The following is a 20398-nucleotide window of genomic DNA, read 5'->3' as shown; positions in this document are numbered from 1 at the left end:
TTGGTGTTTGTAATTTTTGGATTTCCTTCTTGGGATTTCTTTTTCCATAAATTGGGTTATTTTCTCAGACTCGCCAATTCCTTAAAAAGTTCTTTTTCTCTGGCCGTTAAATTGGTAGGGGTCACAATATTGTAGGTAATATATAAATCCCCATAAACGTCTGTTTTTTTATACAAAGGGAAACCCTTGCCTTTTAATTTAATTTTGGTTCCGTTCTGCGTTTCCGGTTTAACATTCAATTTTACCTGACCGTCAAAAGTATTCACCATTATTTCGCCGCCCAAAAGAGCAGTGTACAAATCCAGGTCTACAGTAGTATATAGGTTGTTGCCATCCCTTTTGAAAGCCGTATCGTTTAAGATACTGAAGGTAATATAAAGGTCGCCTTTAGGGCCGCCTTGATGTCCAGGCCCACCGTGACCGCTAATTTTTATGGTTTGACCGTTTTCAACCCCTGCAGGGATAGTTATTCTAATATTTTTGCCGTTTACACTAAGTGTCTGTTTGTGCGGCTTAAATACATCCCTAAGGTGCAATTTTAATTCCGCGTTTAGGTCCTGGCCTCTAAAACGGGCTTTGCTTCTTCCGGAAAAACCAGCGGAACCTCCGAACATGGATTCGAAAAAATCGGAGAAATCGTGTTCCCCATAATGTTGGGACCGACTTTGTCCGCCGCTTCCGTAGGCTGATTGTTGGGAAGCCCTAGCTTTTTCAAACTCTTCGGCATGTTCCCAATCCTTTCCGTATTTGTCGTACTTTTTACGTTTTTCAGGATCACTAAGAACCTCATTGGCTTCATTGATTTCCTTGAATTTTTTTTCTGCCTCCTTATTGTTGGGGTTAACATCCGGATGGTGTTTTCTAGCCAATTTCCGATAGGCTTTTTTAATATCGCTTTGGCTGGCGCTTTTGTCCAACCCCAAGATTTTGTAGTAGTCTATAAATTTCACATGAAAGTTATTTATGCTTTATTCTTATTCTATTTTGGAAACATCATTTAGCAATTACTATACTAAAACATTCACCAACCCTACCTAATTTAATATATGTTTCTGGTTTAAAGTAATCCGCTGCAAAATTATTTAATTCAATTGTGGATCCAACTGATTAAAATCATGTATCGGTCTGTTTTATTTTACTAAATTTCTGGGTAAACCAATAGGTAATGCCACTGATTATTATTTTGATTAAGTTAATAATTAATTCATTCCGGCGGTACTTATTGAAATCTGCCTTGTAACTTTTTGGTCTATTATTGGTCAGCAAAAAATTGTTCATATGAAAAATATTTTGATACCTACGGATTTCTCTGATAATGCCTATAAAGCCATTTCCTATGCCTTGCGATTGTTTAAAGATGAGAATTGTGCTTTTCATTTGTTACATACCTATACTCCCGCTGTTTATCAATCCGAGTACTTATTGCATAGTCCTGGGCAATTGGGGTTAGGGGACATTTATCGCACAGATTCCGAAAAAAAATTGGAAGATTTGAAACAAAAGATCATTTCAGAATCCAGTAACCCAAAGCACCTTTTTAGAACCTATAGTGCATTTAGTATTCTGATTGAGGCTATTGACGAACTAGTAGATAGCAAACAAATAGATATATTAATTATGGGGACCCAAGGAGCCACGGGGGCAAAAGAAATATTTTTAGGCAGTAATACGGTGCATGCCATTAAAAGGGCAAGATGTCCCATTTTGGCTATACCCTTTGATTTTGATGTTCAAATGCCCACCAAAATTCTATTTCCAACGGACTATGAAATAAAATACAATTTTGAATTGATTGAGCAGGTACTGTTTATTGCCAAGAAGCATAAATCAATATTGGATATTATGCATGTCCGTTCGGGTTATGAACTCAATGAGGAGCAGAAAAAGAACAAAATCAATTTGAAGCTTTTGCTTTCGGAAACTAAACACAAATTTCATGAATTGCCAGATCAAGGAATCATGGAAGCCATCAATAATATACAATCCTTGCTGCACCCCCAAATGTTGGTGATGGTCAAAAACAAACACAGTTTTTTGGAGAATCTATTTTTAAAACCTGTAATAAATCAAATTGGCTTTCATTCGAGCGTCCCTTTTATGGTTTTACCTTATAATTTGTTGGAATAGCCTTATTAAGGTCTACCGATAAATGATTATCGGCCGGAGAAGTAGTTAGGTTTCCATCTTAGGTAATCTTGTGTATTTAAATGGTCATTGTGAGGTTTTCTAAATTAGAATAAAGATTATTTTCTGCTGAATGGTCACCATCCATAGTTTTAACAACTATGTTTATAATAACTTTTTATAACTTTTGATGTAAGATTTTTAATGAAAATCCTACTTTTGTCTACTAACAAGTATTGAATATTTTGATTATGGCAGAAAAAGTAGAGCGTTTAAAAACGTTGATTATTGGTTCGGGACCGGCAGGTTATACTGCGGCCATATATGCATCTAGGGCCGATCTTAAGCCGGTGTTGTATACTGGAATGGAACCAGGTGGACAATTGACTACCACTACTGAGGTGGATAACTTTCCCGGTTACCCTGAAGGAATTGACGGGCCAACCATGATGATACAGTTACAGCAACAGGCCGAAAGATTTGGGACCGAGGTCCGTATTGGTATGGCAACCGCTGTAGATTTTAGTGATGAAGTAGGAGGGATACATAAGGTAACAATAGATGACAGTAAGATTATAGAAGCAGAAACAGTAATTATTTCCACTGGGGCTACGGCAAAATATTTGGGTATCCCTAGCGAACAAAAGCTACGTGGAGGAGGCGTATCGGCTTGTGCCGTATGTGATGGTTTCTTTTATAAGGGACAGGAAGTAGCCATTGTTGGGGCAGGAGATACTGCAGCGGAAGAGGCTTCCTATTTGGCCAATATATGTAAAAAGGTAACCATGTTGGTTCGAAGGGACGAAATGCGTGCGTCAAAGGCGATGCAGCATAGGGTGAATAGCTTGGACAATATAGAAATTCGTTATAACACCGAAGTGGATACGGTTTTGGGAGATCAGGTTGTAGAAGGGCTAAGAATGGTGAACAATATTACTGGAGAGAAAGAGGATATTGCCATTACCGGATTGTTCATTGCCATTGGGCATAAACCAAATACCGATATTTTTAAGGGACAACTGGAAATGGATGAAACTGGATATTTGATTACCCAGGGTAAAACAACCAAAACTAGTAAGCCTGGCGTTTTTGCCAGCGGCGATGTCCAGGACAAGGAATATAGACAGGCTGTTACGGCTGCCGGTACTGGGTGTATGGCAGCACTTGATGCAGAGAGATATTTGGCTACCATTGAAAGCCATCAGGAAGTCTCATCCTAGAGGGTGATATAACAGTCCTAAATTTGAAATTAATTGAATTGAAGGCATTTTAAAACGATCTGTTCTTGGACCAATGTTCTTAGTACAGATCGTTTTTTTATAGTGGTATTTATTTTGGCTTTACCTCAGCTGAAGTCCAATTAGACCTAAACCTAGTTTAGACGTTTGTAATTTTCAGAATTTATTCGGTTCCCATCCGCATCAATAAAGATTTGGCTGTATTTGTCCCCTTCCAACAGAAGTTCCATATGCCATTCCATATTTTCGTTGGCAACTTTTTTCATGGAAGCCGACATGTATTCCAATTTTTCGGTCAAGGTGCTGTCAGTAGCCTTATAAGAGCCATACCCAAACCATTCAATTGAATCTGTAGGGACATAGCGGGTCCACATTACCTTTCCATTATAATACATTTTAATTTGACGGTATCCTTCGGTAGGAGGTATGGTCTTTACAACATCGTTACCGTCGTAATTGTTAAAACTAATTAATTCCCACGTGCCTTCCAGCGTTTTGGGGCTTTGTATTTTAGTAGGTGCAATTTTGGTGGCGGATACCAAAAATAACATCAAAAAAGCTATTCCAAATATTTTTTTCATGACGATTTGCTTTTAAGGGATTAGATACTAATAAGTTACGACTTTTTTGGAATATTAACACCTGAAACGCGGAATATGTTAAAAGAAACTTATCAAAAGGAATTAAATAATAACTGTATGTAGTCTTGGTTTTGTGATAAAATCTCTGATAAGAGGTCGATTTATTGTATAAATCACATTTCGTAGAGCAAATGTTTGTTTTTTATGATATTTTTATGATTTTTAACTTAGATTAATAAAACAAACTAGTATGATACAAAAACTATTATTATTGTGCACTTTTATGCTTACATGGCATGGCATTGCTCAAAATGTTACTGGTAACGTAAAAGATGAAAGCGGCATGCCGCTTCCAGGGGTTACCGTTTTACTTGTAGGGACCAACACAGGAACCACAACAGATTTTGATGGTAATTTTGCAATTACCGCCAAACAGGGCGATGTTCTACGCTTCTCTTACCTTGGAATGAAATCATCGGACGTCAGGGTAACATCAAATGCCGAATTAAGTGTTGTCTTATTGGAAGACGCCAGTGCTTTGGACGAAGTTGTGGTTACGGCCTTTGGTGTAGAGAAGAAACAAAAATCCTTGGGATATTCCGTAACCCAGGTGAACACCGAAGACCTTAATTTAGCTGGGCAATCTAATCCCATGGAAAGTTTGCAGGGCAGGGTTGCAGGGGTTCAAATCAATAGAACATCTGGATCTTCAGGTGGTGGGGTAGATATCTTAATTAGAGGTATTACGTCCGTTAATCCTAGTAGGAGCAATCAACCATTAATTGTTGTTGATGGGATTGCCTTGAACAACGACACATTTTCGGGAGAAGTAAGACCAAGTGCAGGGTCTAATTCGGCCAGCAGTTCCGAACAATTTGCGTTTTCCAATAGAGCCGGGGATATCAATCCAGAGGATATTGAAAGTTTCAATGTACTTAAAGGTGCTGCCGCCACTGCATTGTATGGGGTAAGAGCTTCCAATGGGGCCATTATCATTACAACTAAAAAAGGTAAAAAAGGAAAGGCCAAAATTAATGTAACGGCTTCAACAACTTTTAGGGATATACAAAAAACACCATTGTTACAAACTACCTATAGGGAAGGTTTTAGTGGTGCTCCTAGGACAATTTACGATCCAACTTCCGAAACCGGTTTTAATAGGGTGCAGAATGCCACCTCTTTTTATAGCTGGGGACCTAGATATACTGATGATTCCTATACGCTGTCCAATGGTACAGTGGTCGATTTAACTGGAGATAAATTTTACAGTCCTTACGATATATTTAGAACAGGTTTTAATTCGCAAGTAAACTTAAGTATTAGTGGAGCCAATGAAAAATTGGATTATTTCTTTTCCATGGGAAAGGACCAAGAGGATGGGGTTCTTCCTAACACTGATTACGGTAAGAATAATTTTAGACTAAAGTCTGGCTATAAGATTTCTGATCAATTGACATTGAATTCTTCTATCGCCTATACTAAATCTGGTGGACGTAGGGCCAATGGAGGGGATAAATCCGTAATGAGTGCACTTTCCTATTATTCTGGGACATTTCCAATAAACGACTATATGAATGCCGATGGTACTGAAAGGGATTATTCTTTTGGGATAATTGACAACCCAAGATATTTAATGGAAACAAGCAGCCTTATTGATGATGTAAATAGATGGATTGGCAATGCCACCCTGAACTGGAGTCCTAAGGAATGGGTAAATGTAACCTACTCAGCCCAAATAGATAATTATTCCGATCAGAGAAATAGATATGTGGGCCCTGATTTGGATGGGGGTTCACAGGTTGGTGGGTTTGTCTTAAATCAAAACATCAATTTTACTGGTCTGGAATCCAATCTTTTGGTTGCTTTTACCAAGGATTGGTCGGACGATTTTACCACAGACCTTACGCTGGGACATCAGATTTCCGATTCCAAAAGGGAATATGCCCAAGCCAGGGGGGAAGGGTTGAATGTTCCTGGAATTAACGAAATAGGGAACACCATTAATTATTTTGTGGATAATAGTATTACGCAACTAAGGAACGTTGGTGCCTTTGGAGAATTAAAATTAGGTTACAAAGATAAATTGTTCTTGAGTTTAACAGGTAGAAATGACTGGTTGTCTACATTGCCTAAAGAGAACAGATCGTTCTTTTATCCGTCCGCGAGTTTGGCCTATGATGTTTCCGATGTATTTGGTGATAATGATGTTTTTACTTTTGGCAAGCTTAGGGCATCTTGGGCCGAGGTTGGAAAAGGACCTGGTTTCGGGGACGTTGGCCAATATTTTGTTGTTGACGGGGACTTTCCCTTTGGTGGTGCTGGAGGTTATAGACGAAGTACATTGTTAGGAGATTTGGATATAGTTCCGGAACGTAACCAATCAACGGAATTTGGTGCCGACTTTAGGTTTATGAACGATAGAATCAGGTTTGATTACGCCTATTATAAAACTCGTGTAAAAGACCAAATATTTACTGTAGGAACCGCATATTCTTCAGGTCTATCGGGAATTACAAGGAATGCAGGCGATTATGAGGTTTTTGGACACGAATTATTGATTAGCGCGGATGTCATTAGAAGTAATGATTTCAGGTGGGAGTTGATTTTTAATTGGTCTACTAGTGAAGGGAAAGTATTGGAAATCCCAGAGGATATTGAATCTATAATTTTTGCGGACTCAGGCTTTGCAGGAATAACTTCCGAAATCAGAGCAGGAGATAAAATGGGGAATCTCTATGGATATAAATGGAGATATGAGGATGGACAGCGGTATTTGGATGCCGATGGTTTTCCCGAAATTGTTACTGACGAAAGGGTGAATGTAGGCAATGCCTTTCCAGACTTCATTTCTTCCTTGGGTAGTAATATTAAATGGAAGGGTATAGGCTTCAACTTCTTATTGGAATACAAGGAAGGCGGCGATCTATATGATTCCGGTCTTAGGAATTCCATTAGAAATGGTAATCCTTTAAGTACTTTGGTTAGGGATGAAGAAGTAGTGTTGTCTGGAGTAATGGACAATGGTAGTGGTGGTTTTACCACCAACACTACACCAGCCTTGATAGATCAAGATTACTATAGAAATTCAAATGTCTACAATAGGGCAGCAGAAGTATTGGTACAGGATGCATCATGGGTTAAATTGCGCAATGTTAGTTTGTCTTATGACATGGATAACAAATTTACTAAGGACCTTAAAATGGAGAAGCTGAGTTTTTCAGTTAGTGCATCCAATATTCTTGTATGGACCCCATTTGATGGTTATGACCCAGAGGGGAATCAGTATAGTGCTGGTAGCAATGTTTATGGTTTTACAGGGCTTAGTGTTCCGTTGAGCCAGAGCTACTCTTTTGGTCTAAATATTTCATTCTAAATATGATAAACATGAAAAATATTATTATAAAAACAGGAATTTTATCACTTCTATTAGTTGCGCAGATTTCGTGTAGTGATGATTATTTTGATGTAAACACTCCTTCCAATACAGCAACCTTGGAGGAGTTGAGAATGCAGGATTTAATGGCGCCGGTAATACACAGTACAATGGAAGGTCAACGGTCTGCGGAATTGGCTTTTGGAAATTATGTGCAGAATTTCGTGTCAACCGGGGGGGGAGCTGCCGGGCAAACAGAAGCAAGTGGTCTGTGGAGCCAGGTATATCTTTATATTTTGCCTAATCTTAAGGCAATTAAGGAGAAGGCTGCTGAAACCAATGCCACGCACATAGGCGCTATATCTGATATTCTTATCGCCATAAATCTTGGAATAGCTACGGATACTTGGGATAATATACCCTATTCGGATGCTACTGAAGGCCCGGACAATAATTTTCCAACTTTTGATACCCAAGAGTCTATTTATAGTGAAATATTCACCCTTCTAAATTCGGCTATCACAGCGTTGGAAGGTCCAGATAACTCCGGCTTCAATTTGGGAAGCTCAGACCTTATTTATGGGGGTGATTCCGATCAGTGGTTAAGAGCGGCCTACACTATTAAAGCGCGATATCAGTTGCATTTGGTGAATAAAGGTACTGTCACTGCCAATGAGGTTTTAACTTCCATTGCCAACGGCTTTACTTCAAATGATGATAATTTTGAGATGTCCTACAATGAAAAAAATATCAACCCTTGGTACTCTGCAGAAATATTGGCCAGGTCTACAGGTAACCTGAGCAACGATATAGCTAGTCAGTTAGTGAGTTCTATGAATGGGGATTATTATCCCTTTGAAAGTGGGGCACTTACCATAGATCCAAGACTGCCCTTGTTTGCCGAAAATGGGGACGAAGCAGAGTGGAAAGGTTTTGTAAGTGGTGGAGCAGGAATAGCCCCGAATGGTAGTGATGCTAATACCCGTTTTAAGACCGATGGTTATTATACCAGTGTAGATTCCCCACTATTGCTTATCAGTTATGCCGAAGCAAAATTTATTGAGGCAGAAGCGGCTTTTTTGGCCAATGGGGGCAACACTACAAGTACAGGGTCCAGTACCGAGGCATATACAGCCTATTTGGAGGGGATCCAGGCCAGTATGGATATGTATGATGTGGATGGCGCCGATTATTTAACGGATGGAGCAATTGCTGTAGGTGAAGCAGGTTTAATGTTACATCATATCATGAAGGAAAAATACATAAATAACTTTTTGAATCCAGAGACATTCGTGGATTATAGAAGATATGATTTTTCTGCGGATGTATTCACCGGTCTACAAATAAGATTGGAGGAAGCAAGTGATGATAGCGAGTTTTTTGGACAGTGGTTCAGAAGGGCCATTTATCCTTCAACCGAGTTGAACAGAAATGAGGCCAATGTTGTGGCAAACCAACAAACCCCGGTTACCCCAGTATGGTGGGATAATTAGTTTTTTGTAAGGGAACTGTTAAATGAAGCGGCCATCCATTTGGGATGGCCGTTTCATTTTATAAATAGGAATTAATAATATTACATAATAAAAGAATATCTTCCGTTTTATGATGGGCACTTATTACAATTCTGCTCATAAGTTGGGAATCCTCATCAGGATAACGAAAACTGGTCACCACAATATTTTTACTTTCCAGATAGTCTACCAACTTTTCATCTGAAAAGCTGAACGCGGGATGGCCCTCCATGAATTTAAATATATCCAAAGTTTTAACATTGGATTTGAACAAGTTTATATTGTTCATTAGAATAGTCCTCTTTTCAAGGAAAAGCTTTTTGCCATCCAGGAGACAGGCTACTGCTGCAGGTGTTGCGGGACTTGCCCCGCCAAAAAAAGGAGTGTCCATGAATTGTTCAATTCTCCTTTTGGTCCCAAAAACAGATCCTGCCTGAACCCCAAACCCTTTACCTAGGGAACAACAAACAATAAGTTCTTTTGGATTTAATTTCCTTACCCTTCTAAAGACACCCCCACCATTGTCATCTACAATACCAATACCATGGGAATCGTCTACCACCAGAACGATCCTTTCCAAAGGCAGTGTCCTTAATCCTTCAAAATTGGGATAATTGACCCCGGAAAAATCAATGGCATCCAAAAATACCACAGGAGTAATATTTTGATTGGATTCCAAATGGGCCCTAACGGCTATGTTCAAGGCCGTGAAAGTGATGTATGGTTTTGACTTTGTTGATGGGGTAGTGGAATAGAGTGCAGAATGGGTATTGGGGGCATAGAAGAGCCTATGCTCTTTGGTATCCATGGATTGCCTCACAAGTTGTCCTGCCAAATAACCAGAAGACAAAGTAGCGCTATATTCACACCCTACCAATTGGGATAAATATTGTTCTGCTTCTTCAAAAACTGATATTCGTACGTTGGATTTTCTGGAGGCTCCATAATTGGTGCCATATTTCCGGATATTGGAAATAAAGATTTCCTGAAAAGCTTGGTCGGTCTGTAACCCTAGATAGGAAGTACCTCCAAAATACAAAAATTTCTTGTGGTCCAATTGCAATTCCCGTCCCGGGAATCCATCAATATAAATAGCCATCAGCGTAATTGTATTCCGCTTCCACCAATGGTAGGAAAGATTACTTTGCCATTTTCCTGAATAATGACCCCATCGGCAATATCTTCTTTCAACAACATAGCACCGTCCATATCCACATAATCCAACTGTGGAATTAGTTGGGCGATGGCCGAAATGCCTACGGTAGATTCCGTCATACATCCTACCATTACCTTAAGTCCCATTTCCTTGGCCTTCGAAATCATACGGCGTGCGGGGGTTAGTCCACCACATTTGGTTAGTTTTATATTGATTCCGTTAAAATGAAGTGCACATTTTTCTACATCGGTTTCCACTATACAACTTTCGTCTGCTATAACTGGGAGGACACTTTGGTGCATCACTGCTTCCATTCCTGTCCAATCATCGGCTTTGAGCGGTTGTTCTAAAAATTCAACACCCAAATCCTTCAATAAAGGAGCGTTGGCAATTGTTTCCTCCGCTGTCCAGGCACAGTTGGCATCTACCCTGAAAATGGCATCCGTATGTTTGCGCAACTCCCTTACTATATCAACATCGCTATTGGTACCTAATTTGATTTTATATATGGGCCAAGGCATTTCTTTCATCTTGTCCACCATTTTTTCAACGGAGTCCAATCCTATGGTGTAATTGGTTATGGGATAACTACTGTTGTCCGTAATCCATAGTTTATACAATGGCTTCCCGAGTATTTTTCCATACAGATCGTTGGCGGCAAGATCCAATGCACAGATAGCGAAATTGCTCAATTCTTTGGAAACCAAAAACGCATGAAAGGTCTCAGGTTCCTGAAAGTCGAAATTCTCGATTTCCTCCCTGACGTTTTCAATCTCAGCTTGCATGGTTTCAAAGGTTATTTTGTAATAGGGATTGGAAGTTGCCTCCCCATAGCCCGTTTTACCGTTCAGTTCCAGTGCAACGATCATGGAATCCTGGAAATCATGGGATTCCCTAGAAATACTGAAAGTGTGTTTTAGCGGAAGTACGTATTTTTTGATCTTTATTTTCATAACAGTATTTATGGAACGAATATAAAGAAAGATGGTGTATTGGAAAATGAATACCCATTGAAATCTCAATGGGTATTGTAAATTTTAGGATGGGATGGCCACAACCTAAGGATAATCCAGGTTTTAAAGGGCACTGACACTTCCTGAACTCGATTTCTTATGTTCTACGGTAGCATCACCGGTATAGTGTATATTTCCACCACTGCTGGCTTTAGCGGTTAAGGACTCGGACACATTTACCGTTATTCCCGCACCACTACTGGCATTGGCTTCGCAGATTTTGGTGTTTAAATTTCTTGCTTTTATATCAGAGCCGCTACTTGCATGGCCATAAAGGGATTTTGTATCACCGGCCACTTTAATGTCTGCGCCACTACTGGCATCTGCTGTGACCTTTTCGGCCTTTAATTCTATAATTTCCAGACTGGAACCACTGCTGGCATTCAAGTCAATGTTTCGTCCCTTAATTATATTTTTGGTAATCAGGTCGGCACCGCTGGATGTTTCCAAGCCTGTAATTTCGGGTAGTGTAACATAAATATTTTTGGTAGCCCTCCCAATATTTTCAACGGCATGAATTCGTAATCTTCCATTTTTGATATCAGTTCCAATAAGGTCGATTACATTTTCATCGGCTTCAACAACAATTTCAAAATCGTTGCCTTGGGTAACATAAACGTTCAGGCCTTCAGAGGCTGATATTGAGGTGAAATCCGCGTTTATTGTGCGTTGGTCTTCCGTTACAATACCATTTCCCCTCTTGCCGTTTCCAATATTAATATCGAAACCACAGGACGAAAACAAAATTGCCAAGATAAGTGCGATGGTAATTCTTGCTAATGTTGTCATGATTGTTGTTTTTTGATTGAAATAAACACTATGGGTTTATTCAAGGATTGATTAATGATATGTTTAATTAAAAATATTGATTAGGTTGCTTTAAGGGCATTTTAAATTACTGAGTTGTTACAAGAGTCTACCCAACTGTATTTTTATTGATGGCTATCTTTTAATTTTCGTTGGTTTTGAACTGTACACCCTTTTCGTCTATTTTCAGCTTAAAATTATCCCCATCCCCCTTTATATCTATATCAACACCATCTTCGTTGATGATAATTTTTCCGTTGTCGTCATTATCTTCATGATCTTGCCCATCTTCGTCTATTGGACAATCCAAACATTGTAATTCCCCACTGTTATTCATTTTCCAAAGGTATTTGGACATTTCACATCCACTCATGGTACGGTCCAATGGAGCACTAATTTTCCAGCAAGGACTACTATCCCTTTCATATGTCAATACCGTGCCTACTGGGATATAGAGTAATATTCTCACTTCTTGGTCCCGGTATTTATTGTTTTTGGCGGTAGTTAAAAAATCGTCCAGTAATAAAGTATTTCCTTGCAAATCATAATTGTAGATCACTTTATCAGCGGTCTCCGTGGCACTTTTAAAAGAATTTCCATTGGCATTTTTGCGTATCTCGATACGGGCAATGGAGTCTCTAGACATTTTAAGGTTTAGACGAACATCTTCGGAAACAAGTACTTCTTCCCCATTTTCAGTGTAATCCAGAACCACACCGTTTATGCCTATTTTATTGCCATTATTTAGATGGGAACCAGACCTTAAAATGATTTTCATTGGTTGCTCTGGCTGCTGGAATGCCAGTTCCTTCTCCACTGAAACATTGCCCGTATAGGCATGGGCAGCAGCTTGTCTTATCCCAAAAACAGTGAGTAGGATAATGGCAATCAACCAAAGTCCCAAAAGGGTAAATTTCGCAATATTACCTATCGATTTAAGGTTGTTGACCAAAATCTTAAGTCCTAAATACATGAGAAAGAAAAAGGGTATGCCAATGGCAAAAAAGCCTAATAGCGACACCAACCATACCGGGGTGTTGGTAGAGTTCACCATATAGTAAAAATCAATTCCCGGAAGGTGTACAATGTCTAAAATACCTACGGTAAAAAGTCCTATAAACAAGGCAACTATTCCGGCAGCACCTATTATGATGAGTATTATCCCGATAAACTTGCCAATGATCTTAAAAAAAAACATGATGACATCGGCAATGGCATTAAAGAAACTTTTGCTACCATCCTTTACCTTGGTACCCACTTTTTCATAGTCCACACTTTTAACCTTTTCGGCTACATCATCAAAACCCTCCTTTACTTTTTTTTCAATATTACTAATGTTGACCGCCTCACCCCTCATATCCAATTTCTGAGCCGTGGTAACGGCCTCTGGAATGAGAATCCATAAAAGGATATAAATAAATACAAAACCTCCCCAACTAAAAATGGTCAGCAGAATCCATAAAAGTCGAACCCAGAGGGCATCAATCGCAAAATAATGTCCAAGGCCGGCAGATACACCCCCTATATACTTATTTTCTATATCCCTGTATAATTTTCTTACCCTATGTGCTTTTTTTGTGGATTTTGGCTGATCCTCAAAAATGTCCTCGTCCACCATGTAATCTTCGGGCTGTCCCATGATGCCTATTACTTCGTCTACTTCCTTTTCTGTAATTACCTGTCTTTCGTTCTCCATTTTTTCATGGAACAGTTCGGCAATTCTGGACTCTATATCCGCTATGATCTCCTCACTACCACTAGTATTGGCAAAGGAACGTTTTATGGCCTCCAAATAGCGTTGAAGCTTATTGTAGGCTACTTCATCTATATGAAAGAATAAATTGGCCAGATTAATATTTATTGTCTTGTTCATTTCTTAGTTGTTTTTTGTTTTGGTTACGAGGTTTGTCGCATTTCTTAATTCATCCCAAGTAGTATCCAATTCTTTAAGGAAAAGTTTACCTGTTTCTGTTAGGGTATAATACTTTCTTGGGGGACCTGAAGTGGATTCCTCCCAACGATAATTGAGAAGCCCCGCATTTTTCAATCTTGTGAGCAATGGATATATGGTGCCCTCAACCACTAGCATTTTAGCGTTTTTTAGGGTGTCCAGTATTTCGGAGGTATACTTGTCCTCCCCATTGAGAATGGAAAGTATACAGTACTCCAAGACTCCCTTGCGCATCTGTGCTTTTGTATTTTCAATATTCATAGTAGCATGATTAAAATAATTTAACTGTTCGTTTTTTTGATGTCCGCATTTTACTGTTTCACTTCTGATTGATTGGATGAATAAACTCTCTAATTAGTGTGATGAGTACTAATTGTATTTTTTATTATTTAATAAATGGGATGCTTATAGGGTATTTAAAATCCAACCCCTCACTGGTTCGAATAGTGGCCAAGATGGTGTAAACTATATTTACCAAGAATAGTCCCAGCTGTGCAACCCCGGCTATTCCCAATGGCCAAAGAAATTTGCCCAAATGAAATGGCTGAAAGTTGAAATCGAAATTAAGGCCATTGAATTCGTTAAAATTGGCAAAGTTAAAATGGACCAGATGAAATATTTCCGGTATTATCCCAATTAAAAAAGGGATGGTGAAAATTCCAAGGATGATGGAATAGAGTAAAAGACTGATTTGAAAATTCAAAGCCTGTTTGCCATTTTGGTCCACGAAGTTATAATCCTTTTTATTTACGGTCCAAAGTACTAGGGGAAGTAGGAAATTCCCAAAGGGGATGAAATACTTGGAAAACGTAGACGCATGTATTATTGCGGCCAAATTTTTTTCGTGTTTGCTCAGTGTTTCGGTCATTGCTGTATAGTTTGTGTTCCCAGTTATTACTTTGTGCCCTTTACCGTCGGTCTCGATTAAAACAGTTTTAGTAGCTTACTAAAGCTATTTCTAAGGGCTTATCTTATTAAGCCTAATAACTTTCTATGCAAATATATATCTAAAAGAAGGTACTATGCAAAACAAAGTACTAAAATTTAACAATTTATTAACAATTGTAGGTTCGTGCAAATTATATATTTTTGATATAAAATAAACTACAACTATGGCTACCGATGCAAGTAAAATTAACATGTTCAGTTTTTTTAAGCTCCCGGCCGTATGGTGGACAGGAGTACGATTAAGGTATATAGATGAAAAAAAGGCCATAGTCACCGTTAAGCATAGATGGATCAATCAAAACCCGTTTAAATCCTTGTTTTGGGCAGTACAGGGAATGGCGGCCGAACTGACTACAGGAGCTATGGTAATGAGCCAAATCAAGAAAAGTGGTAGAAATATTTCCATGCTAGTAGCCAATAACAATGCCAATTTTTCAAAAAAAGCTACCGGAAAAATTACCTTTACCTGTGTAGAGGGACATCTTGTTTCTGATGCCATTAAGAAAACCATTGAGACCGGTGAGGGGCAGACAGTCTGGATGAAATCGGTGGGGGTTAACGACGAAGGTGTTGTAGTGTCTACCTTTAATTTTGAATGGACTTTAAAGGTGAAAGGATAAGGTGATGATATACACTTAATCAATATATCAATATACCAATATACCGATATACCAATGTGACAGTGAGTCAAGGGCCATGGTATTAATTTATTAGTGGGTAAATATTCCGATGTAACAAACCGGTAATTTTTGACACTAATGGTCAACAAATGAAATTCAATTTATTAAACTTATAGGATGAACGCACACGAAATAGACTATGTAATTTACGGAGAGGAAATGCAATATGTGGAAATAGAATTGGATCCGCAGGAGGCCGTTGTGGCCGAAGCGGGCAGTTTTATGATGATGGATTCGGACATTAAAATGGATACCATTTTTGGTGATGGTTCCAATCAGGATACTGGGGTCCTCGGAAAATTGTTCTCTGCAGGAAAAAGATTGCTCACAGGGGAAAGCCTTTTTATGACGGCATTTTTAAATATAGGCCAGGGGAAAAAGCAGGTAAGCTTTGCCTCTCCCTATCCTGGAAAAATTATTCCGATAGACCTTAGCGAATTTCAAGGAAGGTTCATTTGTCAAAAGGATGCTTTTTTGTGTGCGGCAAAAGGTGTTTCCGTGGGTATAGAATTTTCAAAGCGACTGGGGCGGGGGCTTTTCGGCGGAGAAGGTTTCATAATGCAAAAATTGGAGGGAGACGGAATGGCTTTTGTACACGCAGGTGGTACCACCGCAAAAAAAATTCTAGGTCCGGGGGAAACCTTAAAGGTGGATACGGGCTGTATAATAGGATTTACCAAGGATGTGGATTATAATATAGAATTTATAGGCGGAATCAAAAACACCATTTTTGGGGGCGAGGGATTGTTTTACGCCACATTAAGGGGCCCTGGTACCGTTTACATCCAATCTTTGCCCTTTAGCCGTTTGGCCGGACGGGTCTTGGCTTCCATTCCAAGAGGTGGCAAAGATAAGGGAGAAGGAAGTATTTTAGGTGGTTTGGGCGACCTATTGGATGGGGATAACCGATTTTAATGTAATTAAGAATTGCCTGATATAATTTGTTTAAATATGGATTTTACTTCCCTGTTTCAATTCTTGACCGAGCTCAATCAGAATAACTCCAAAGAGTGGATGGATAAAAACAGAAAATGGTACAAAGAAGTTAGGGATGGGTATATAAGTTGGTTGAACGATTTGGATCTTGCTTTAGCTGCTGTGGACAATGAATACTTTAGTACGCCAGGTAAAAAAGGAATTAATCGGATCAATAATAATTTGATGTTCCATCCCAATAAACCTACCTATAAGGACCATTTTGGGGCTGGTTTGGATAAGGCCCCCAGCACGGGTGATTTTTATATTGAGATAGGGCTGGGGCAGTCCATGTTGGCTGGTGGATTTTGGAGGCCAGATCCCAAAACCTTGCGAAGTATACGCGATGCAATAGATTATGACGGGGAAGAACTGAAAAAAATTCTGAACAAAAAATCATTTAAAGATGCCTTCGGGAATTTGGTAGTGGATGAAACCTTAAAACAGGCACCTAAAGGATTTGCCAATGACCATCCACATATTGATCTCTTGCGCCATAAAACCTTTGCCGTAACGCATCCGTTGACCCGGAAAGAAATATTGGAGTCCAATTTTAAGGAGAAGGTAATCTCAATTTATTTGGAAATGCTACCCTTTAGAAGATACTTGAACAAGGCGGTTACCGTGTGAGGGTGGGCGGTTGTAAAATTGTCTGTCCACGTTGTGCAGGTCGCTCTAATGGTACTAAAGTTAGAACTAGCATCTATCAACAAGTGTAGTGTTCAATGCCTTGGTAGCCAATCCGTTCATTTTGAATAGGCGAAGGAAGTAAACACTGTAGCACAGCAATGGTATATGTTACTTCCCGTTCAGAATCAAGTGCCGCAATAGCCAAGAATTAGCTTTAGAAAAATATTCCATTAGGTTATAGTAAAGTTTGTCATAGCCCCCAATCTTATTTTTTTTATCGTTCCCATAGGTATAAAAATGACTAGTTTTGTAAGGATACAAGAACCGCCTACAAGTGAAAAACGGAAAAGTAAAAAACATCAATAAAGAGCTATTATCCGATAACTGGTATAGGCTTGAAAAGTTGACTTTTGAATATCAGAAAGAGGATGGAAGTTGGGAGACCCAATCCCGCGAGGCCTATGATCGCGGAAATGGTGCTGCCATTTTGTTGTACAACAAGAAGAAGAAAACGGTAATTCTTACACGACAGTTCCGGATGCCTACCTATATCAACGGCAATGATTCCGGGATGATGATAGAAGTATGTGCAGGGTTATTGGATGGCGATCATCCTGAAGACTGTATAAAAAAAGAAACGGAGGAAGAGACCGGCTATAAACTGGACAAGGTGGAGAAGGTCTTTGAATCCTATATGTCACCAGGTTCGGTAACCGAGATCCTTCATTTTTTTATTGGATCATATGATGAAAAAATGAAGATAGGCGAGGGGGGTGGTTCCCAAGAGGAAACTGAAAATATAGAAGTCTTGGAGTTGGACTTTGGTAAGGCCATGGAAATGATATACACAGGTGAAATTAAAGATGCCAAGACTATTATGCTCTTGCAGTATGCAAAAATTAACGGGTTATTCTCCAATGTACAACCATCCCATTATGGAAGCTAAACATAGAATTGCCTTTGGGGGTGGATGCCATTGGTGTACCGAAGCCGTTTATAAATCACTAAAGGGTATAATAAGTGTAGAGCAAGGTTTTGTAGCTTCGGAAGGGGAGGAATCTTCCTTCTCTGAAGCGGTAATTGCGCATTATGACCCAAAAGTCATTAGTCTTGAAGATTTGATTTTGGTGCATTTATATACCCATAAATCTACATCAGACCATGGCATGCGTAAAAAATACCGTTCGGCCATTTATACTTTTGAGACAGTGGATGTTAAAAGATCTACTGGGGCACTGAAAGAATTTCAGAAGAATTTTAAAGATCCCTTGGTAACCAAAGTCCTACCGTTCAGGAAATTTAAAATTTCCGATAAAGCCTTTCAAAACTATTACTTTAAAAATCCATATAAACCATTCTGCCAAACCCATATTGTTCCAAAACTAGACTTGTTGATGTTGAAATTTGCGGACAAAGTAGATCATAATAAGGTCTTCTTGGGTCAATAACGGTCCCTGATCATTTCAAAGATAGATTCCATATGTTGTTTTACCTCACTATTGCCATGGGTAAAATGGTTGTTCATAAAACTAAATATCAAAGTCTTTCCAGATCGCGTTAGAAGATATCCACTAAGACAATAATTATTTCCCAATGATCCTGTTTTGGCGTAAATATATGGGCGTTCATCACCATGGAACCCGTTTTTTAAAGTCCCTGTTAGGCCGCCGACAGGGAAAAAGTTGAATAATCGCTCCCTAGGTATTTCTTGGTACATTTTATTAAGTACATACACCATTGTCCCTGGTGTAAATAAATTGTAGCGTGAAAGCCCGGAACCATCTACCCATCTTGGGGGCTGTTCCAGTTCCTGTAAATAATTCTCCAAAATATATTTTCTGGCCCTTGCACTGTTCAGTGTATCCGAAAGGGTAGAGGAGCTTAAAATTAATAATTGTTCTGCAAGAAAATTATCACTTACCTTCATCATTCGCTTGTATAGGGAATCTGAGGAAACCCCGTACAACACCTGTTTTACCTCCTTCGGCATCTTTTGCACAATATTGACCTTTTTAAGCAGGACTTCTTCCAATAGATTTTTTATCAGGGTGCTATCAATCATAAAAGGACTTTCCAAGGTATCTTTTCTCTGAGGGTCAAAATAAAAGGTATTACTGTACAATTCTCTATTTATTCCGTATTCAATGGGCACTACTTGGTTTTTGAAATGTTCTGGGGTAACCGTTATACCCTCTGTATTCTCAATGGTTACAACGTTGCCGTAAATAGGAATTGCACTTCTTTCCGGACTAAAATAGAGGTCATAATCTTCCCAGGCCCAACCCGGACCATACTTGCTTTCCTGAAAATTATTTAAATAAAGGGATATGTTCTTATGGTTCTGGGCAAATTTTATTGCGGTACTGTCACCGAAATAGGGATGCAACAAGGTGGGGTCGCCTGTGCCTTCCATATAAAGGGTGTCATTTTTAACAATATATTTTAGGGCCGGAATCCTTTCTGGCAAGATTTTAAGGGAGGTATACAGGGTAATAATTTTGGTATTGCTTGCCGGAGTAAAGTACTTTTGGCTATTGTGGCTATACACAGTATCCTTTTTAATAGGATCGTAAACCAACAGCCCCTGAAAGTAATTATTCGGCGTTTCCGAGCTTATGCGTTGTTGAATGTTATTTTTTAATTTTTTGTCATTTAGTGTTTTACAGCTAAATAGGTTCATTGAGGTGCCAAACAAAATTAACAGCCCAAGAATCCTCGTTATATCTAAAAAGGGGATTTGAAAGTGTGCATTCATCGACTTTAACATCTTTTTATCTATTATTTAACGGAAAGACAGCAATAATATATACCTTTTATTGGTTATCTTAGTCCAAGCAACCTAAAATTATTAAAAATATGGCAAGAGCTATGTTAGAGTACACTAAAACCGTACTGCAAAAGGTTAGTTTTGATACAAAGTTATTTTGCAAAGAACTAGAGAAAGCAGTGACTAGACTATTACCATTTGAAATAGAAGAATTAAAACTCTGGTTGAAGCAGTTCATTAATGATAAACCAGAATTACAACAAAGCTTACTTTATTTGAAAGCATAGACATAAGCTACCTTAAATTGGTAGCTTTTATTTTAATCATTCCTAGTGTGCAACTTTGTTTTTCTTAAAACTTCTCACATACTAAGGATCAGGAACAATTATTGTGTTTATGAAAAAAAGGGATTAATTTGATCAGTGGTGTTTTTTTGAGCAACAGTTTTAATTAATAGGAGCAATTTAGTAAAACCAATGATTAAATTATTCTTTCATTTTCTTTGCTTGTCCAAAGAAAACGAAACAAAAGAAAAGACCCTTCTTCGCTAGGTGGTCCCTAAAATCTCTGGATTTTAAGGACCGATGCCATGGCCTAAATTATTTCCAAGGCTTCAATAATTCTTAACGGCCATGCCATCTCCA

General features: G+C 38.8%; 19 protein-coding genes. 10 read left to right on the top strand and 9 right to left on the bottom strand.

What is annotated here, in order from left to right; translation table 11 throughout:
- Positions 1-56: 56 nt before the first annotated feature.
- Positions 57-950: a J domain-containing protein gene (locus QSE00_RS11010; protein WP_286105990.1), complete on the bottom strand. Its 894-nt coding sequence runs from the start codon at positions 948-950 to the stop codon at positions 57-59.
- 328 nt (positions 951-1278) lie between these two features.
- On the opposite strand from QSE00_RS11010, the gene QSE00_RS11005 reads away from it, so the two are divergent.
- On the top strand, positions 1279-2127 hold the full coding sequence (locus tag QSE00_RS11005) for a universal stress protein (protein WP_286105989.1): 849 nt from the start codon (positions 1279-1281) through the stop codon (positions 2125-2127).
- Between the two features lie 248 nt (positions 2128-2375).
- Entirely contained in the window at positions 2376-3344 is a 969-nt protein-coding gene (gene trxB, locus QSE00_RS11000; RefSeq protein ID WP_286105988.1) for a thioredoxin-disulfide reductase, read from the top strand.
- A gap of 152 nt (positions 3345-3496) precedes the next feature.
- Here the strand turns inward: trxB and QSE00_RS10995 are convergent, their stop codons facing one another.
- Positions 3497-3943 (bottom strand): hypothetical protein, encoded by a 447-nt coding sequence (locus tag QSE00_RS10995; RefSeq protein WP_110356828.1) that lies wholly within the window; start codon positions 3941-3943, stop codon positions 3497-3499.
- Between the two features lie 250 nt (positions 3944-4193).
- On the opposite strand from QSE00_RS10995, the gene QSE00_RS10990 reads away from it, so the two are divergent.
- Together QSE00_RS10990 and QSE00_RS10985 are read left to right on the top strand one after the other, a co-directional pair.
- The gene (locus QSE00_RS10990; RefSeq protein WP_286105987.1) at positions 4194-7316 is read left to right on the top strand and encodes a SusC/RagA family TonB-linked outer membrane protein; all 3123 of its coding nucleotides are present in this window, start codon (positions 4194-4196) and stop codon (positions 7314-7316) included.
- 11 nt (positions 7317-7327) lie between these two features.
- Entirely contained in the window at positions 7328-8809 is a 1482-nt protein-coding gene (locus QSE00_RS10985) for a SusD/RagB family nutrient-binding outer membrane lipoprotein (protein WP_286105986.1), read from the top strand.
- Positions 8810-8867: 58 nt separating this feature from the next.
- Here the strand turns inward: QSE00_RS10985 and QSE00_RS10980 are convergent, their stop codons facing one another.
- From QSE00_RS10980 to QSE00_RS10955, 6 genes are all read right to left on the bottom strand, one after another.
- A complete protein-coding gene (locus tag QSE00_RS10980) occupies positions 8868-9926 on the bottom strand; it encodes a PLP-dependent aminotransferase family protein (RefSeq protein WP_286105985.1) in 1059 nt (352 codons plus the stop codon).
- The gene (locus QSE00_RS10975) at positions 9926-10936 is read right to left on the bottom strand and encodes a dipeptide epimerase (protein WP_286105984.1); all 1011 of its coding nucleotides are present in this window, start codon (positions 10934-10936) and stop codon (positions 9926-9928) included. The genes QSE00_RS10980 and QSE00_RS10975 overlap by 1 nt, the downstream gene beginning before the upstream one ends.
- 123 nt (positions 10937-11059) lie before the next feature.
- The gene (locus QSE00_RS10970) at positions 11060-11785 is read right to left on the bottom strand and encodes a head GIN domain-containing protein (protein ID WP_286105983.1); all 726 of its coding nucleotides are present in this window, start codon (positions 11783-11785) and stop codon (positions 11060-11062) included.
- Positions 11786-11945: 160 nt separating this feature from the next.
- Complete coding sequence (locus tag QSE00_RS10965) at positions 11946-13676, bottom strand: PspC domain-containing protein (RefSeq protein ID WP_110356832.1); 1731 nt, start codon at positions 13674-13676, stop codon at positions 11946-11948.
- A gap of 3 nt (positions 13677-13679) precedes the next feature.
- Positions 13680-14015 (bottom strand): PadR family transcriptional regulator, encoded by a 336-nt coding sequence (locus QSE00_RS10960; RefSeq protein ID WP_110356833.1) that lies wholly within the window; start codon positions 14013-14015, stop codon positions 13680-13682.
- 124 nt (positions 14016-14139) lie between these two features.
- The gene (locus tag QSE00_RS10955; protein ID WP_286105982.1) at positions 14140-14622 is read right to left on the bottom strand and encodes a DUF4870 domain-containing protein; all 483 of its coding nucleotides are present in this window, start codon (positions 14620-14622) and stop codon (positions 14140-14142) included.
- A 244-nt stretch (positions 14623-14866) separates the two neighbouring features.
- Here QSE00_RS10955 and QSE00_RS10950 point away from each other — a divergent pair, with 244 nt between their 5' ends.
- The 5 genes from QSE00_RS10950 (at position 14867) to QSE00_RS10930 (ending at position 18435) form a co-directional block, all read left to right on the top strand.
- Positions 14867-15322 carry a DUF4442 domain-containing protein gene (locus QSE00_RS10950; RefSeq protein ID WP_110356835.1) on the top strand — a complete coding sequence of 152 codons (456 nt, stop codon included), beginning with the start codon at positions 14867-14869 and terminating at the stop codon, positions 15320-15322.
- 177 nt (positions 15323-15499) lie between these two features.
- Positions 15500-16297: a TIGR00266 family protein gene (locus tag QSE00_RS10945; RefSeq protein WP_110356836.1), complete on the top strand. Its 798-nt coding sequence runs from the start codon at positions 15500-15502 to the stop codon at positions 16295-16297.
- A 36-nt stretch (positions 16298-16333) separates the two neighbouring features.
- The gene (locus QSE00_RS10940) at positions 16334-16987 is read left to right on the top strand and encodes a DUF2461 domain-containing protein (RefSeq protein WP_286105981.1); all 654 of its coding nucleotides are present in this window, start codon (positions 16334-16336) and stop codon (positions 16985-16987) included.
- A 334-nt stretch (positions 16988-17321) separates the two neighbouring features.
- Positions 17322-17933: a GDP-mannose pyrophosphatase NudK gene (nudK, locus tag QSE00_RS10935; protein ID WP_286105980.1), complete on the top strand. Its 612-nt coding sequence runs from the start codon at positions 17322-17324 to the stop codon at positions 17931-17933.
- Complete coding sequence (locus tag QSE00_RS10930; RefSeq protein ID WP_286105979.1) at positions 17923-18435, top strand: peptide-methionine (S)-S-oxide reductase; 513 nt, start codon at positions 17923-17925, stop codon at positions 18433-18435. Before nudK ends, QSE00_RS10930 begins: the two co-directional genes overlap by 11 nt.
- On the opposite strand, the gene QSE00_RS10925 is transcribed toward QSE00_RS10930, so the two are convergent.
- A complete protein-coding gene (locus QSE00_RS10925; RefSeq protein ID WP_286105978.1) occupies positions 18429-19742 on the bottom strand; it encodes a D-alanyl-D-alanine carboxypeptidase/D-alanyl-D-alanine-endopeptidase in 1314 nt (437 codons plus the stop codon). The genes QSE00_RS10930 and QSE00_RS10925 overlap by 7 nt on opposite strands.
- Positions 19743-19843: 101 nt before the next feature.
- On the opposite strand from QSE00_RS10925, the gene QSE00_RS10920 reads away from it, so the two are divergent.
- Entirely contained in the window at positions 19844-20041 is a 198-nt protein-coding gene (locus tag QSE00_RS10920; RefSeq protein WP_031443636.1) for a hypothetical protein, read from the top strand.
- The last annotated feature ends 357 nt before the right edge of the window (positions 20042-20398 follow it).

Origin of the sequence: Arenibacter flavimaris (assembly GCF_030291335.1) — a bacterium.
GTDB lineage: Bacteria > Bacteroidota > Bacteroidia > Flavobacteriales > Flavobacteriaceae > Arenibacter.
Note: the sequence above shows the minus strand (reverse complement) of the source record. Positions and strands in the feature narration are given on the sequence as shown.

Coding starts and splice junctions, on each gene's coding strand:
- QSE00_RS11005 (WP_286105989.1), top strand. CDS start 1,279: ATGAAAAATATTTTGATACCTACGGATTTCTCTGATAATGCCTATAAA.
- trxB (WP_286105988.1), top strand. CDS start 2,376: ATGGCAGAAAAAGTAGAGCGTTTAAAAACGTTGATTATTGGTTCGGGA.
- QSE00_RS10995 (WP_110356828.1), bottom strand. CDS start 3,943: ATGAAAAAAATATTTGGAATAGCTTTTTTGATGTTATTTTTGGTATCC.
- QSE00_RS10990 (WP_286105987.1), top strand. CDS start 4,194: ATGATACAAAAACTATTATTATTGTGCACTTTTATGCTTACATGGCAT.
- QSE00_RS10985 (WP_286105986.1), top strand. CDS start 7,328: ATGAAAAATATTATTATAAAAACAGGAATTTTATCACTTCTATTAGTT.
- QSE00_RS10980 (WP_286105985.1), bottom strand. CDS start 9,926: ATGGCTATTTATATTGATGGATTCCCGGGACGGGAATTGCAATTGGAC.
- QSE00_RS10975 (WP_286105984.1), bottom strand. CDS start 10,936: ATGAAAATAAAGATCAAAAAATACGTACTTCCGCTAAAACACACTTTC.
- QSE00_RS10970 (WP_286105983.1), bottom strand. CDS start 11,785: ATGACAACATTAGCAAGAATTACCATCGCACTTATCTTGGCAATTTTG.
- QSE00_RS10965 (WP_110356832.1), bottom strand. CDS start 13,676: ATGAACAAGACAATAAATATTAATCTGGCCAATTTATTCTTTCATATA.
- QSE00_RS10960 (WP_110356833.1), bottom strand. CDS start 14,015: ATGAATATTGAAAATACAAAAGCACAGATGCGCAAGGGAGTCTTGGAG.
- QSE00_RS10955 (WP_286105982.1), bottom strand. CDS start 14,622: ATGACCGAAACACTGAGCAAACACGAAAAAAATTTGGCCGCAATAATA.
- QSE00_RS10950 (WP_110356835.1), top strand. CDS start 14,867: ATGGCTACCGATGCAAGTAAAATTAACATGTTCAGTTTTTTTAAGCTC.
- QSE00_RS10945 (WP_110356836.1), top strand. CDS start 15,500: ATGAACGCACACGAAATAGACTATGTAATTTACGGAGAGGAAATGCAA.
- QSE00_RS10940 (WP_286105981.1), top strand. CDS start 16,334: ATGGATTTTACTTCCCTGTTTCAATTCTTGACCGAGCTCAATCAGAAT.
- QSE00_RS10930 (WP_286105979.1), top strand. CDS start 17,923: ATGGAAGCTAAACATAGAATTGCCTTTGGGGGTGGATGCCATTGGTGT.
- QSE00_RS10925 (WP_286105978.1), bottom strand. CDS start 19,742: ATGAATGCACACTTTCAAATCCCCTTTTTAGATATAACGAGGATTCTT.
- QSE00_RS10920 (WP_031443636.1), top strand. CDS start 19,844: ATGGCAAGAGCTATGTTAGAGTACACTAAAACCGTACTGCAAAAGGTT.